The 15,133-nt window shown below is 38.2% G+C and carries 13 protein-coding genes; 4 read left to right on the plus strand and 9 right to left on the minus strand.

Going from position 1 to position 15,133, the window contains the following annotated elements; all coding sequences use genetic code 11:
- Window positions 1–306 precede the first annotated feature (306 nt).
- The 3 genes from ASU03_RS13400 to ASU03_RS13410 form a co-directional block, all read right to left on the minus strand.
- Window positions 307–687 carry a VOC family protein gene (locus ASU03_RS13400; protein ID WP_197411254.1) on the minus strand — a complete coding sequence of 127 codons (381 nt, stop codon included), beginning with the start codon at window positions 685–687 and terminating at the stop codon, window positions 307–309.
- A 70-nt stretch (window positions 688–757) separates the two neighbouring features.
- Window positions 758–1,498, minus strand: a complete 741-nt coding sequence (locus tag ASU03_RS13405) for a helix-turn-helix domain-containing protein (RefSeq protein ID WP_057832314.1) — start codon at window positions 1,496–1,498, stop codon at window positions 758–760.
- 972 nt (window positions 1,499–2,470) lie between these two features.
- Window positions 2,471–2,854, minus strand: a complete 384-nt coding sequence (locus ASU03_RS13410) for a hypothetical protein (RefSeq protein ID WP_057832315.1) — start codon at window positions 2,852–2,854, stop codon at window positions 2,471–2,473.
- Window positions 2,855–3,103: 249 nt separating this feature from the next.
- On the opposite strand from ASU03_RS13410, the gene ASU03_RS21945 reads away from it, so the two are divergent.
- From ASU03_RS21945 to ASU03_RS13420, 3 genes are read left to right on the plus strand one after another with little or no spacing between them, the layout of a single operon-like run.
- Window positions 3,104–3,403, plus strand: coding sequence for a site-specific integrase (locus tag ASU03_RS21945; RefSeq protein ID WP_157465901.1), 300 nt, complete (start codon window positions 3,104–3,106; stop codon window positions 3,401–3,403).
- Between the two features lie 12 nt (window positions 3,404–3,415).
- On the plus strand, window positions 3,416–4,072 hold the full coding sequence (locus ASU03_RS13415; protein ID WP_157465902.1) for an integron integrase: 657 nt from the start codon (window positions 3,416–3,418) through the stop codon (window positions 4,070–4,072).
- 12 nt (window positions 4,073–4,084) lie between these two features.
- Complete coding sequence (locus tag ASU03_RS13420) at window positions 4,085–4,573, plus strand: hypothetical protein (RefSeq protein WP_057832316.1); 489 nt, start codon at window positions 4,085–4,087, stop codon at window positions 4,571–4,573.
- Here the strand turns inward: ASU03_RS13420 and acs are convergent.
- From acs to ASU03_RS13455, 6 genes are all read right to left on the minus strand, one after another.
- Window positions 4,557–6,503 (minus strand): acetate--CoA ligase, encoded by a 1,947-nt coding sequence (gene acs / locus ASU03_RS13425; protein WP_057832317.1) that lies wholly within the window; start codon window positions 6,501–6,503, stop codon window positions 4,557–4,559. The two genes, ASU03_RS13420 and acs, sit on opposite strands and share 17 nt — an antisense overlap.
- 571 nt (window positions 6,504–7,074) lie before the next feature.
- Window positions 7,075–7,395 (minus strand): DUF6172 family protein, encoded by a 321-nt coding sequence (locus ASU03_RS13430; protein ID WP_057181864.1) that lies wholly within the window; start codon window positions 7,393–7,395, stop codon window positions 7,075–7,077.
- A gap of 186 nt (window positions 7,396–7,581) precedes the next feature.
- Window positions 7,582–8,529, minus strand: a complete 948-nt coding sequence (pip, locus tag ASU03_RS13435; protein ID WP_057832318.1) for a prolyl aminopeptidase — start codon at window positions 8,527–8,529, stop codon at window positions 7,582–7,584.
- Between the two features lie 61 nt (window positions 8,530–8,590).
- On the minus strand, window positions 8,591–8,968 hold the full coding sequence (locus tag ASU03_RS13440; RefSeq protein WP_057832427.1) for a DUF2237 family protein: 378 nt from the start codon (window positions 8,966–8,968) through the stop codon (window positions 8,591–8,593).
- A gap of 550 nt (window positions 8,969–9,518) precedes the next feature.
- Window positions 9,519–10,166, minus strand: a complete 648-nt coding sequence (locus ASU03_RS13450) for an SOS response-associated peptidase (protein ID WP_231731590.1) — start codon at window positions 10,164–10,166, stop codon at window positions 9,519–9,521.
- A 169-nt stretch (window positions 10,167–10,335) separates the two neighbouring features.
- Window positions 10,336–11,586, minus strand: a complete 1,251-nt coding sequence (locus tag ASU03_RS13455) for an alpha/beta hydrolase (RefSeq protein ID WP_057832321.1) — start codon at window positions 11,584–11,586, stop codon at window positions 10,336–10,338.
- Window positions 11,587–12,090: 504 nt separating this feature from the next.
- On the opposite strand from ASU03_RS13455, the gene ASU03_RS13460 reads away from it, so the two are divergent.
- Window positions 12,091–14,997 (plus strand): response regulator, encoded by a 2,907-nt coding sequence (locus ASU03_RS13460; protein WP_057832322.1) that lies wholly within the window; start codon window positions 12,091–12,093, stop codon window positions 14,995–14,997.
- The last annotated feature ends 136 nt before the right edge of the window (window positions 14,998–15,133 follow it).

The following is a 15,133-nucleotide window of genomic DNA, read 5'->3' on the forward strand; positions in this document are numbered from 1 at the left end:
ATTGGCTTGACTAGTAATAGATATAAATGAACTAAACAACAATATATACAGTTGAGTAAATATTATTTTCATTAAATTCCCTTTTAAAGTTTTAATTATGCCGAAGTCTGCAAAACCATTTAACGCCCACTTAAGCGGACAAAAATAGTTGGTTAAAATGTGAAGCGAAGCGGAACCTAACCAACTGTTTTTGTTCCGTTTGAAGTGCTTGTTATATTTCGATTTACTTCTCTAAACATTTTATATAATTAAGCCCATAATTCATATCAAGATGAATTATGGGCGTTTAACTAATTAGTTTTAGAGTTATTTCATTGAGCTGAGGCCAAACATATTTCCTTCCGTATCCATACATAAACTGACCCAACCAAATTCTCCAATCGACATTTTAGGATTGATCACTTTGCCGCCCGCTTTATTCACACGAGATTCCTCGATTGAACAATCCTCTACGCCAAAGTAAACTATTGTACCACCCGTTACAGGGCCACAGCCTTCTCTTTTTACCAGTGCGCCACCAGCGCCATATGTCGCCATATCGGTCGGAAAACTCTTCATTATTACGTTACTATCTGTAGGGTCCCCAATATTTTCTAGCTCTTGTTTAAGAACCGATTGGTAAAAAGAAACTGCTCTGTCCATATCGTTTACATAGATATCAAACCATCCAACTGCATTTTGCTTCATGATCTTTTCTCTTCTTTATGTTTAAGTCCTGACCATAGTAAGCAACCCTGTAACTTAAGTATTGTATAAATCAGACATCAAACTTACGGTAATATTCCGCGGGTGTGTATCCAGTGATCTTTCGAAACGAATGAATAAAGTGTGATTGATCGGCATAAGACGCCAGATAGTGCTGTTTGAATGATTGTTGCAGTCGCAATACTTTAAGAAAGTCATGAGGAGAAAACCCTGTCGAACTTTTGAGTGTTCGTTGTAGTTGGCGGGATGAAACTTGTGTAATAGCGGCCATATCGGCCACATTATGAATAACATCTAAATTTAACAATATTTTATCAGTTACAACGTTAACAGCTACTAGATTGCGCTCAATTAGTTGAGACACTAACTCTGATAAAACTGCCTGTTTGGAGGGAAAGTCTAATTGAGTCAATTTATTACTTGTGTCAATCAACGGTAAATCACCAAGGTATGGTGTGCCTACAAAGCTATCGGTAGTCTCATTCTGGTTTCCTTGCCACACTCCAGGAAAAAACTGAATGCCCACATAGTGAAACTCCTTGCCTAAATTAAGCACTTCGTAAGTAGTACGAAGTGCTGTAACTCCAGCTATTCTAGTATCGTTCTGGTTAAACAGAATATTCACACAAGCATCAGGCAAAGCATGAAGACAAAAATCATTAGGTAATTTTATATCTGTCTTGAGTTCCCAAAAACCATGCACTAGCTTAGAGAAAATATTTGGTGGCTTTTCTTCTTTGTAACTTACTGAAAGTACATTCTTCGGCATTCCGTCCTGTATTGGATCGTACATATATGAACCTTATGATATCCAAGTGGTTACAAAAGATAAGCATTGGAGGTGTTTTTACAGTAAAAGGTAGCAACTATTTTTCTCATTAATTAAATATTCCCATGGGAATATCACTATATTCTATCGATAATTAGAAAAAAACTTTAAACATCTGCACTGCTGCCTGAAGAAATATAACGCCCAATTAACGGGCTAAGTAATAGTTGGCCATAATTGTGAACGTAGTGAGCGCGGCCAACTGTTGCGTGTCCTGTTGAATTGCTTGTTAGATGCAATACTGGTAAAACCAAGCGATACAATAACTTAAAGGCACTGTTAAATAAACATTAGCCTCTATTTTGAGCCATACAAATAACCAATTTAGAACGAATGGTTGTGCCGTAAACAATAATTAAACCGAATGACCGTGCAAAACCTATTCGTGATTAAACATAAAAACCTGATTTGGCGAAACGCAAAGGTTTTGCTCTAAAGCTAGTTTTTTAAAAACATATAACGCCACGTTAAGCGGCAAATAATAGCTGGCTAAAATGTGTGAGGCACGAACAACAGCCAGCTGTTACTTGTCCGTTTGAACGCCTTGTTAGTTGTTGGGATTAAAAGCTCTACGCTAACAACAAGTTACCATAGCATGCTGCGTAAAGGAATAATAAAGAATACCCGTACCGCTACAAAATAAAGTTGAATTTTGAGCCACGAAACTACCCGTTTTGAAGCGAACGTATTAAACCTTAATATTGACAAATGAGGTTGATTTTCGCTGGTTAAAGAACAAAATAGAATGGCGAAAATACACCTGAAACACATACCAAGCCAATTTATAAAACACCGCTTTTGCAATAAAACTTCACTTGATTAGCGGTGCCAACTAACGCCCACTTAAGCGGACAAAAATAGTTGGTTAAAATGTGTAGCGAAGCGGAACCTAACCAACTGTTTTTTGTTCCGTTTAAAGTGCTTGTTATATGCCGGCTACTCCGTAATTTTTTTACCGAGTATATGCTCTGCAATGCTTAAGTTATCTTTCCCTTGAACAGGAACCAAATCGACCATTAAAGTACGTGCATCAATAATAGTATATGTTTTCTCTGAGCAACCTGAACCACCACAGTGTCCATTTATAAGTATTTTGAACTGTTCTCTCTTGTTGGTTACGCAAGTACCATTTATATAATCGATACTATGCAACCATAAGCTAGTTTCTCGTTTATCATTTTTAGCCGTAATGTGAATTCGAGAGCTTTCGTATTCGCCTACTTTGGCAATAGTTACCTGAGTTTTACCACAAACATAATTTTGAGCGATAGCACTGCTAGAAAATAAGATTGAACATATAAACAATTTAAATATTTTCAAGTAAGTCCTTAAGGCATATAACAGCTTAATAGAGAGAATAATTCCGTATTTAAACACGGAATTATTCCGTCTATCATGATATTTAATTCATACTAAAATACTCTCTTTCATATTTAATATCAAAGACTTTAATAAAATTTTAACTTTTTCATTATTGCGTGCATTACGGAAATATTCCGTCTATCAAAGACACATTTACAATTCCAGTTATACTGTATATAAATACAGCAATTAAATATTTATTTTACTATGTCTGAATCTTTATTTTTAAATAGCATCGGTGAATTTATGATCACACATAGATTTGCTAAAAGGACTATTCAAACTTACATTTATTGGATCAAGCGATATATTATTTTCAACAACAAGAAACATCCATCAAAACTGGGTAATAAAGAAGTTGAACAATATTTAACTTACTTATCCAACGAAGAAAATGTTGCACCAGGGACACAAACAATTGCCCTTAATTCATTAGTATTTCTATATCGTGAGTTTTTAGGATCCCCTTTGTCATTGTCATTAAATTTTAATAAATCGCAGCGATAAGCTAAATTACCCGTGGTATTAACTAAAGGTGAAACCGCATCTTTGCTCAGCTTGGTTGATACTCAACATTGGCTATTAGCCAATATCATGTATGGTAGCGGGTTAAGACTTATGGAAACTGTTAGGTTACGAGTACAAGATATAGATTTTGACTATATGTCAGTTTTGGTTTGGCAAGGAAAAGTCGGCAAAAATCGCAGGGTGACTTTAGCAAAAGAATTAGTTGAGCCATTAAAATTACAAATAGATCTCTGTAAAAAATATTTCGAATTAGATAGCAATTCGTCGTATTATCAAGTAGTTTGGCTGCCCTTTGCTTTAAAGAAAAAATATCCAACAGCGGCTAAAGAGTTTGGTTGGCATTATTTATTCCCTTCAGCAAGATTAAGTCGTGATCCTCACGACAATAATAAAGTTCGTCGACATCATATTGACGAAAGCTCATTACAAAAAGCAATTAAGAAATCCGCTAAATTAGCACACATCGAAAAGGTCGTCTCATGCCACACGCTGCGCCACTCTTTTGCCACACATCTATTACAACGCGGCGCTGATATTCGTACAGTACAAGAGCAACTAGGTCATACTGATCTACGAACAACACAAATTTATACTCATGTGCTTGAGCATGGCGCTAATGGTGTGCGTAGCCCTTTATCTGACTTATAAAAGGATGAAATTATGGGAATAAGTCCAAGGGTCCATTTTTTTGACAAGTACGGCAAGATAGAAAAAATACCTTATCGTAAGTTCGAACGCTTATTAAATGCCGACAAAAATGTATTTTACCCTAAGTACATCTCTGAGAAGGTTAAGTGTTCCATTTCCTATGTTGAAATGGAAAACCGTCAAGCGATGAAAATACTTCATTGTGACTACTTAATCATACCTTTCAATGAAAATGGCCAGTTAGAGGTAGACACATATGCACAGGGTACAGCTTTAATGCTTCAATCTATTGATCTTCTAGGTAACTTAAATAATATTACTTATTTACAGCCTGTTATAGCAAGAAAAAATTATAGGCATGGTTTTACGTGGCAGGCAAACCAACAACAGATTAATGCAATTGTGGCGCATATTTTTTCAAGAAAACATAAAAAAGCGCCTTGCGGCGCTTTTAATTATTTAACAAGTGACAAACCGCTAGGGTTTAACCACCGTGAATAATACGCTTAGCAATTAAGTCTTCAACAACACTTGGATCTGCCAAGGTTGAAGTATCTCCTAAGCTATCCACATCGTTTTCAGCAATCTTACGCAAGATACGACGCATAATTTTACCTGAACGAGTTTTCGGTAAACCTGGTGCCCATTGCACATAATCAGGCTTAGCAAAACGGCCCAACTCTTTCGCAACAAACTCACGTAGCTCAACCTTTAATTCATCAGATTCAGTCGCATTACCCATTAAAGTGACGTAACAATATACGCCTTGGCCTTTAATTTCATGTGGATAACCAACAACCGCCGCTTCAGCAACTGCCGGGTGAAGTACTAAAGCACTTTCAATTTCAGCTGTTCCTAATCTATGACCTGATACGTTAAGTACATCATCAACACGGCCAGTGATCCAATAAAAACCATCTTCATCACGTTTCGCACCATCACCAGTAAAATAGTTACCTGGATATTGGCTTAAATAGGTTTGATAAAAACGCTTATGATCGCCGTAAACGGTACGTAATTGTCCCGGCCAACTTGCCGTCATCACTAACAGACCTGCGTTTTCACCTTCCAGGGTATTGCCCTCTTTATCAAATAACGCTGGCTGTACGCCAAAGAATGGCTTACCCGCACAACCTGGTTTCATATCAACAGCACCTGGCAATGAAGTGAGCATGATGCCGCCAGTTTCAGTTTGCCACCAGGTATCAACAACAGGACAGTTGCTCTTACCAACAATTTCATAATACCAATGCCATGCTTCTGGGTTAATTGGCTCGCCAACTGTACCTAATAAACGTAAAGACGATAAATCAGATGCATTAACTAAATCATCACCAACACTCATTAGTGCGCGAATAGCGGTTGGTGCAGTGTAGAATATATTCACTTTATGTTTTTCACATACTTGCCAAAAGCGACCCGCATCAGGATACGTTGGCACACCTTCAAAGACTAAGGTAGTTGCACCATTCGCTAACGGACCGTAGAAGATATAAGAGTGACCCGTGATCCAACCAGCATCCGCGGTACACCAATAAATTTCGCCTTCTTGGTAATCGAAAACATATTTATGGGTCATGGCTGCATAAAGGATGTAACCACCACAAGTATGTACTACACCTTTTGGTGTACCGGTTGAACCTGAGGTATAAAGAATAAATAATGGATCTTCAGCATCCATAATTTCTGGTTCACATATGGCTGGCAATTTCGCCACAGCTTCTGCGTAGTTAATATCAATTTTTTCATTCCAAGCAATATCGCCGCCCGTACGGGCAACAACAATCACTGAATGTACGTTAGGGCAATCTTTAACCGCGGCATCAACATTGGCTTTCAATGGAATGCGCTTACCACCACGAAGGCTTTCATCGGCAGTGATAATGACTTTACAATCGGCATCAAGCACACGTGCTTTAATGGATTCGGTAGAGAAACCACCAAAAACAACGGAATGAATGGCACCAATACGCGCACACGCTAACATGGCATAACCCACTTCAGGGATCATCGGCATGTAGATACAAACACGGTCGCCTTTTTTAACGCCGCGCTCTTTTAATAAGTTAGCTAAACGGCAAACATGGTCGTGTAACTCTTGATAAGTGATTTTTGCATCATCACTAGGATCATCACCTTCAAAAATGATAGCGGTATCATTGGCTTTAGTCGCTAAATGGCGATCGATACAGTTGTAACTGACGTTTAGTTTAGCGCCCGAGAACCAGCTAATTTCAGAATTTTTTAAATCGATTTTACTGACGCTATCCCATGGTTGATACCAATCAATAAATTCTTTCGCTTGCTCAGCCCAAAATTCATCAGGCTGCTCAATTGATTGTTTGTACATGGCATCATATTTAGCGGCGTCAATATGCGTATGCGCTTTGGCTTTCTCTGATACTGGATAACGTAGTTTTAATTCTTTCATTCTCTCTTCCTTCGGACTTAACTTGAGGTGATTAACTTGAAATGTTTTATTAATTGTTTCTTATATTAGTGCTTTATATTTTTTATTTATAGCAAGGTTCAATATTCTTCGGCTATTATTTATAACTTTATTTGAAGCTAATTAGTTGCAGCTAGTTTTAACGTATTATTTTCTCTATTTCCAGCAATAAAATTTTCATGCATGCTACCGCTGAAGATAATTGCATAACTAACATGCTAGAATTTTTAATTCACTCTGCCTATACGGCTTTAGTCTTAATTTACGTTTTTACTCTATATTTTTTATTATTTTCTATCAATAAAGGTAAACAACATTAGCTAGCCAATCACCATAACATTGAAAATAAATAATGACAACGCTGTCATTATTGTAAAGTAAAATAGCAAAACAAAGCACCCGCCGATATGTTGGCTACTTGTTGTCATTTATCGTCAGGCTAGTGTGGAGATTAGAAATTACTTTTAGTGAATGAACAATACTCCAGAGAAATTTTAGACATAAAAAAACCGAGCACAGGGCTCGGTTTTATCAATAAATATTATACGACTAACTATTCGTCATCAAGATCAATATCTGCTTCGTCTCTTGGGGTGAAGGTTCTAATACCTTCTTTTGCTATGATCTCAATATAAAATGACGTTAAGCCGTCAACTTGAGTTTGATCAATGCGTTTATTAATGTCTGACAATTGCACTGGCTCTGCTTCTTCTTTGGTATTACCAAATTGGCAATCAAAGTCCCAATAATCCGCGCCGGCTGGTAAGGTTTTATTGCGTTCTCTTTTAAGGTATTTTTTAACCTCGTTCTTTACCGCATCAACGCGTCTTTCAAGCTTTACTTTCGGGTGGGTTAATTCAAATGTTTTTTTCATGGTTGGCCTTAAGTCTATGGCTACAATTACCCGCGTTTATAACACGAGCATAGGTGTAAATAAATCAATGCCAGTATTTTACGTTACTTTCACCCAAGTAGCGAGATAGTGATGGCAACACAAGTAAAAAACCTGCTGTTGTTGCCACTATGGCTATTTTACCGTGATCACTTTAAACGGATAACTTTATAGCGATAACATTGCCTGGGTAGCGGCAATAAGATGATGCTTAGTATTAGGTTCAACCGAGGCATGGCCTGAAGCCTCACTAATAACCAAGGTTGATTTAGGCAACTTTTGGTGCAATAACCAGGCATTATCAGCAGGACAAACAATGTCATACCTACCATGGACTATAGCCGTTGGAATATCTTGTATTTTATCGCAGTTCGCTAAGATTTGATTGTCACTCAAGAAGCAATCATTCACCATGTAATGCGCCTCATGGCGAGCGAGTGTCCAAGCATGTTTATCACCGGTTGCTGCATCAACAAAGGCTTGATCTGGTTTTAAAGTACAACAACGAATTTCCCATATACTCCAAGCAGTGGCAATTTTTTGCGCCAGTGCTTTATCTTCGCCCACTAACATCTCGTAGGCCGCTTTAACATTCGCTTGCGCTTTACCTTGCGGTAAAACAGCTACATACTCCTGCCAATAATCAGGGAAGATACGCGTGGCGCCACCCCCTGAGAAGGTCCAATTAGTATCAACATCGCGAGCTAAGAAAATGCCACGTAGCACTAAGCTTTTAACACTGACCGGATGAGCTTGTGCATAAACTAAGGCTAAGGTTGAGCCCCAAGAACCGCCAAATACATGCCATTGTTTAATTTGTAAGTGCTGACGGATTTTTTCTATATCAGCCACTAAAAAATCAGTTTCGTTATTATCTAAACAGCCGTGAGGTAATGAACGACCACAACCACGTTGGTCAAATAAAATTATATGATACTGCTCAGGATCGAAAAAACGTCTGTCATTGGTTGAACAGCCGCCACCAGGGCCGCCATGAATAAACAATACGGGCTGACCTTGTGGATTACCACATTGCTCAACATAAATTTGATGTTGACCATCAACATCAAGTAAGAAGTCATTAAATGGCGATATTTCGGGGTAAAATTGATTCATGTTTTATGCTCTAAAGATAATTTTTCTTAGCTAACCTTACTTAGTATTTACTTAACTTGTCTTAACTTAAATCCAAGGCATATTTTTTTAATAGTTCAATAGGCACTATTTCAAGTGCTTTGATATGCGTTTTTCGTAAATATACCCGTGGTGCTCTATCATTTTGATGGGCTTCTAACCAACGTGCTGCACACAGACACCAAGTATCGCCAGCTTTAATACCTTTAAAGTCAGCTTCTGGTACTGGCGTTGATAAGTCATTACCTTTAAAGCGTGAAAACTCAAGAAATGACTGACTTGCTTCGATACAAACCGTATGAGAGCCGACATCTTGTGCACAGGTATTGCATTTATTATCGCGAAAAAAACCGGTTACCGGATCACCACTACAGTCTTCTAGCGCTTCACCAAAAACATTAATTGATTCATCCATTTCTATAACTTGTTCCATAACCTGACCTTACTTTAATTTAAAATGCTGACGTTACCGCATTAGCGCGCAAGTTAATACTGTTGCGAGCTATAAAAAGCAGTCAAATCGATCTTAGATCTCCGGAATAGGTATAAATGACCGGGTTATGGCTTAAGTGGCAAATAAAAAGCGCCTTAAGCGCTTTTATATTGTTAATAACAAAGTAGCTAGACATTGAAACTAACTAAGCATGGCTAATTGTACCTGATGATTTTTATGCTCTCGCTCAACATACTTGCTCAGGTTGTTTTAACGGGTAAGACGACGCGCGTTGTAAAGTAAGCCATTTTATTTCGGCAATTTATTGTGCGCCTCAACTAAATTTATCGCCTGAACAATATGTTTTCAGCTATTAAAAAAATCGTTGTTTTGGTAAAAAATTTGCGCAAATAACATTTCTGTATTTGCAGTTAAAGCTTTGCTATTAAACCCTCGCCACTTGTTTAAGTAGGCAAGTGTCCCTTTATAGTTTTGTTGCTGCATGCTCAATTGCGCTAAAGAATTATAAAATATACGATTAAGCCGCAGTGACTTTGATATAGCTTTCATCGATAGCCAGAAACAATGGCGCTAACTGCTCGGCAGAGGATTGAAACCAGAAATCACGATATTGCGGTAATATAATTACCGGCATGCGTTGATGATAGTCAGCACACTTTGCATTAGGCTCAGTGGTCAGTGTTAGCAATTGTGGGCTTGGCTTTTGACTTAGGTGTTGATAGTAAATACCCGCCATTAAAAATGGCTCTTCATTAACATGGCTAAAAAGGTACTTTTGCTTTTTCCCACCCTCAGTGCGCCACTCATACCAACCAGAGCAAGGGATTAAACATCGATGTGTTTTAATCGCGGCTTTAAAGGTGTTTTTAGTGAGCACAGTTTCACTTTGCGCATTAATAAGTAATCGCTTTGACCAACTTGGCTGCATGCCCCAATTGGCATCAAGTTGCTGATAACTTATCTGTTCATTTGAGTCGTGATTTTCCCCTTTGTTGGCATCATTACTAATGAGCGTTGCCACGTTTTGGCCTGGGCTGAGATTATTGTTTGCTGGCGCACTAAAGTTACAGCCGAAGAAATCGCTAATAATTTTACTGTGTTTACTCTCAATGTTCATTCTGCCACACATAGTACAGTCAGCCTTTTTTGATATGGGATCTGGCATTTTTCCGACCAGCTACGGTTTACGTGCAAAAATAACACCTTTATTTTCAAGTAGCTCAGCGGCTTTAAGGATGTCATCGACTTGGTAATAAAGGGCTCCCCCCCTATTTTATGGACAAAAACTATTGGCTAAAGGGTATAGCACAGCAGCATAAATATTTTATTTTTCATCAGATAAGCTTGGCTTGAATAATATTTAACTGCCACTGGTTAACCTTTTGTTTTTTAGCTAGCTGCATTGCTTTTTGATAATACTGTTGAGATGTTTCTTTATCTTTTAACTGCTGATAAAGATCGGCGATTGCCATTAAGTAATCAATATTATTGACGAACTCCGCCTCATTGGTTTTTAACAAAGCAAGCGCACTTTCCGGCGAGTCGTAATAGCTAACAAACGATGCTTGTTTCGTTAACAATACTTGTTTCGATGCAGGAGAACTATTAATAGTATTACTAATAAACTGAGGTAAGGCATCGGCATTTTTCTGTCTATAATGTTGGCGAATAAATATATGAACCACAGCGGATGGAATTGGCTGCTGAATCGCAAATAAGTTTTGTATTTCTTGATAATGTTTAACCGTTTGCTCTGGCGAATTTTTCTCTAAAACGCTTTCTGGCAGATACCAAGCTTTGAATATGGCTTTTAAACTGTCTCGTAGCGCAATTTGCCCGACAGAATTATGATTCTCGTCCGGGTAATGTTTGAAACGCCACTGCAAATTTTTTAACGGTTTAAGGTCTAGTTGATTAATAAAAGCATATTGGCCCATTTCCATCTCGTCTGCTAACGATAAATACAATGCTATATTTTCATGCGCAACCTTGCCTAATTTCTCTTTTGCTTTATCAACGATGGCACTGTCTGCTACCCATACTGACGGGCTAATAGCGACATAATTATTAAATGAACCGGGTGCTTCGAGTAAGGCATTAAGTACAAACAATCCCCCCATAGAATAGCCAACCAGTGTTGAATGCTTAGCGGCTCGGTAATTTTTATTGATATAAGGTTGTACTTCTTCGTTTAAAAAAGCCAAAAATTCTTTTGCTGAACCAGTGTTGTTTTTTATCGGTGAAGTCGAATTATTGGGTGTCATGTACTTGCGATACTTTTCAGTACCTTGATCAGCCAAGCCGACCAGGATAACTTTTGGAATAAGCTGGCCCTTATTCGCCAAAAGATCCAACATGCCCGAAACACCATGGAAGTTATAGTCTCCATCGAGCAAGTAGATAACTGGATACGTATTTTTTAACTCACTGCGGTAATTTTCCGGTAGTAATATTTGTAATTCACGCGGTTCGCCTAACACTGAAGAGTTTATTGTTACTCGCTCTCCCCTATCAAATATACTGGCAAAGCTTACCTGTGAGATAACTAACATCAAGATGAAAATAATTTTTATACATACAGCCATTATCTAGTACCTGTTATTTCTTTGTGAAAGAGAGGATCTAAGCCGATGGCATTATATTAACAAGTCCACTATAGAGTATAAATAAAAGCGTACAAACTAAAAGCATTAGCCTTTAAACAGTGCAGTACGCTGTCATGGATATTTAAAATAGTGACCTAAGTGATTAAACAAAAAACGCACAATTGTTGTAGACCAAGTAATACCTTGTTGGTAAATCTATATGAATAAGCCAGCAGAATTAATGACCACCTTTTACCATGATGCTGGTGCTCGATGTGTTCAACACCGACGTTGATATCAACGCCTAGTTGGAGGAGACGGAAAAATATACCCTTCAATTAGCAATAGAGCTTAATCAGTTGTTTTTTTTAAAAATAACGAAATGATGACTAAGAATCAATGAGCAAAATTCTCCTGGGGATAGGATTGAATAATAGCGTGAGATAAAAGTAATAATAAGCTATACATAAGGCATGATTTATTCATCGTTACTGAAAATTTTAAATGAACTTAGCTAACACTCAAGGAAACCCGACGACTCTGCGCTTTAAAATAGGTGAATTCATTATTCGCTTTTCCCTGCAAATAGCGGTATTACTCATGGTCACCGGCATAGTCAGCGCCTATTTATTTATAGCAAGCACGACAAAATCATTGACCAACCATACCTCTCAATTAAATGCACAGCGCTACTTAGAAGCTTTATCCGCCTTTCGCACCCTTTATACTAATGAAGTGGTTAACATCGCTAAAAAACAAAACATCACCATAAGTCACGACTACAAAAACATTAAAAATGCCATTCCTTTGCCAGCAACATTAACTATGGCGTTAGGCAAAGAAATAGGTAAGTTTCAATCTGGCGCTCAAACCTTTTTATATAGTCGCTACCCCTTTCCTTGGCGAGCAAAAGAAAACCAAGCCATATTTAGCCAAGACTTCTCGCAACAAGCTTGGAGTAGTTTAACGAAGAACCCAGAGCAAGCCTTCTTTCGTTTTGAGGAGGTAGATGGCCAGATGTCGATACGTTATGCGATTGCCGATGTCATGCGCGAAGGCTGTATCGATTGCCATAACAATCATGCTCAAACACCGAAGAATGACTGGCAGCTAGGTGATGTTCGTGGAGTAATGGAAGTAATTTTACCCCTTGATAAAGCCCAATTTACCGCACAATCTTCACTGCAAGCCACCTTTATCGTTTTGTTTGCCATGATGGCTCTTATTGCCTTGGTGCTGTTCATCTTTTTTAGTCGTATTAAAAAAGATGCAAAAAAACTGGCCGACTCAAATATAGAAATGATGAACAAGCAAGAGCAAGTCAATTTTGCCAATGAGGAAATGAGCTTAGCTATTGAGCAGTTAGAGCATAAGGCTAAAGAGTTAGTTAGCAGTAATCAAGTTAAAGCAGATTTTATGGCGACTATGAGTCATGAAATTCGCACCCCACTCAATGGTGTTATTGGTATGCTGAGTTTATTAAAGCAAAGTGAACTGACCCATGAGCAAAATCATCATGCTCACCTTGCCACGGTTAGTGCCAGCTCGTTGTTAAATATAATTAACGACATTCTTGATTTTTCAAAAATTGAAGCCGATAAGTTGGTTATTGAGTTGGTGGAAATACCTTTAGCTGAGCTAGTTACCAATCTTAGTGCAACGATGGCCCATATAGCCCACGAGAAAGGTTTAGAGCTTATCGTTGACGTCTCGCAGTTAAAGCATGTGGTAACAAGAGGCGATCCTCATAGGATCAGACAAATCCTGACCAATCTAATTAATAATGCCATTAAATTTACCGCTCAAGGTGAAGTGGTTATTAGTACCAATATAGCCATGATTGATGAAAAAAATCTACAGTTTAGCTGCTCAGTTACCGATACCGGCATAGGTATAGCGCAGCATAAATTAGATTCTATGTTTGAACGTTTCACCCAAGAAGATAGTTCAACGACCCGCCAATACGGTGGCACAGGTTTGGGCTTAGCCATAGTGAAAAAATTATGCCAACTAATGAAGGGCGACATCACAGTAACGAGTACACAAGGTCAAGGCAGTAGCTTTAGTTTTACTTTGTTATTAGAGCGTTGTGACTATATTAAAGCAGAATTGCCACAAGTAGACTTATCGGCTTACCGAATATTAATTGTTGATGATAATAAAACCAATAGAGAAGTATTAGATGGCCAGCTAAAATTATGGGGAGCTGAGGTGAGTCAAGTCGACAGTGCTAAAGCTGCGCTATCATGTTTGGCTGCAGACTTAAGCAATGATGGCCATAAAAGTTTTGACATTGCCATTTTAGATATGCAAATGCCTGAAATGAATGGCGCACAATTAGGTGAAATAATAAGAGCCGATAAACAGTTAGCACATTTAAAACTTATAATGCTTACTTCCCTAGCGAGACCCGGAGATGGACAATATTTTGCCAAGATAGGCTTTAATTTCAGTATGCCTAAACCTGTTATCACGGCAGATTTAGCAAAAGCACTAGTACAGGTGTTAAATGACGATAAAGCCACAAGTCAGCAACCGACTCTCCCCATAAAAAATAATAAGCAGCCGATAACGATTAAGCCTTTACCTAAATCTACGCGTATATTATTAGTAGAAGATAACGCCATCAACCAAGTTGTTGCCAAGACCCTATTAACAAATTTAGGCGCTCAAGTTGAAATAGCCAATAATGGCGAAAAGGCGCTATTGTGCTTAGAAAAAAGCTATTTTGATGTGGTGCTCATGGATTGTCAGATGCCGGTAATGGACGGTTATACCGCCACTAAAACTATCAGAAAATCCCAATATGATTATAAAGATATATATATTATTGCGATGACGGCAAACGCCATGAGTGGCGACCGTGAAAAGTGCATTGCTGCCGGTATGAATGACTACTTAACTAAGCCAGTCGATATTATTGCCCTAGAAAACAGTCTACTAAAAGCACTAAATATGCCCTTAGCACCGCGTGAAGCAGTAATACCCAGAAGAACAGAGCAAAATATTACCCGTAAAGATAATGTAGTAAACACGGAAAATGAAAGTAACAACACTAATATTTGGGGTAAAGAGGCATTCTATAAAAGGGTCGGGGGAAATCAGCCCTTGGCAGAGCGTATAGTGACTATGTATTGTCAAGATATGCCTGATGAAATAGATAAGTTAAGCCAAGCGATTCGCGCAAGAGAGGTCAAATCAATTGCAGCTATCGCGCATAAAATTAAAGGCTCTAGTGCTAATCTTGAAGCGACAAAGCTGGCCCAATGCGCCCTTGAGATTGAGCTAGCCGTTAAGGAAAATAACGGTGACAATATTGACCTACTCTCGATTAAACTAAAGGATAATTTTACTGAACTATTAACAGAGCTTGAAGAGTTTATTGCCATTAACGTGCCAAATGAATCATAACTTAACGGCCGTCGCCTGAATTGAAATTACTCAAGCACTCAACAACATAGATCTTGATTACTAACGGCTCGAGTACTTTGACACCATGGCAGCCATTATCTACAATACGCTTCCTTACCTCATGCACAATAATTCA

This window comes from Colwellia sp. TT2012, assembly GCF_001440345.1.
Classification (GTDB): Bacteria; Pseudomonadota; Gammaproteobacteria; order Enterobacterales; family Alteromonadaceae; genus Colwellia.

Coding starts and splice junctions, on each gene's coding strand:
- ASU03_RS13400 (WP_197411254.1), bottom strand. CDS start 687: ATGAAGCAAAATGCAGTTGGATGGTTTGATATCTATGTAAACGATATG.
- ASU03_RS13405 (WP_057832314.1), bottom strand. CDS start 1,498: ATGTACGATCCAATACAGGACGGAATGCCGAAGAATGTACTTTCAGTA.
- ASU03_RS21945 (WP_157465901.1), top strand. CDS start 3,104: ATGTCTGAATCTTTATTTTTAAATAGCATCGGTGAATTTATGATCACA.
- ASU03_RS13420 (WP_057832316.1), top strand. CDS start 4,085: ATGGGAATAAGTCCAAGGGTCCATTTTTTTGACAAGTACGGCAAGATA.
- acs (WP_057832317.1), bottom strand. CDS start 6,503: ATGAAAGAATTAAAACTACGTTATCCAGTATCAGAGAAAGCCAAAGCG.
- ASU03_RS13430 (WP_057181864.1), bottom strand. CDS start 7,395: ATGAAAAAAACATTTGAATTAACCCACCCGAAAGTAAAGCTTGAAAGA.
- pip (WP_057832318.1), bottom strand. CDS start 8,529: ATGAATCAATTTTACCCCGAAATATCGCCATTTAATGACTTCTTACTT.
- ASU03_RS13450 (WP_231731590.1), bottom strand. CDS start 10,166: ATGCCAGATCCCATATCAAAAAAGGCTGACTGTACTATGTGTGGCAGA.
- ASU03_RS13455 (WP_057832321.1), bottom strand. CDS start 11,586: ATGGCTGTATGTATAAAAATTATTTTCATCTTGATGTTAGTTATCTCA.
- ASU03_RS13460 (WP_057832322.1), top strand. CDS start 12,091: ATGAACTTAGCTAACACTCAAGGAAACCCGACGACTCTGCGCTTTAAA.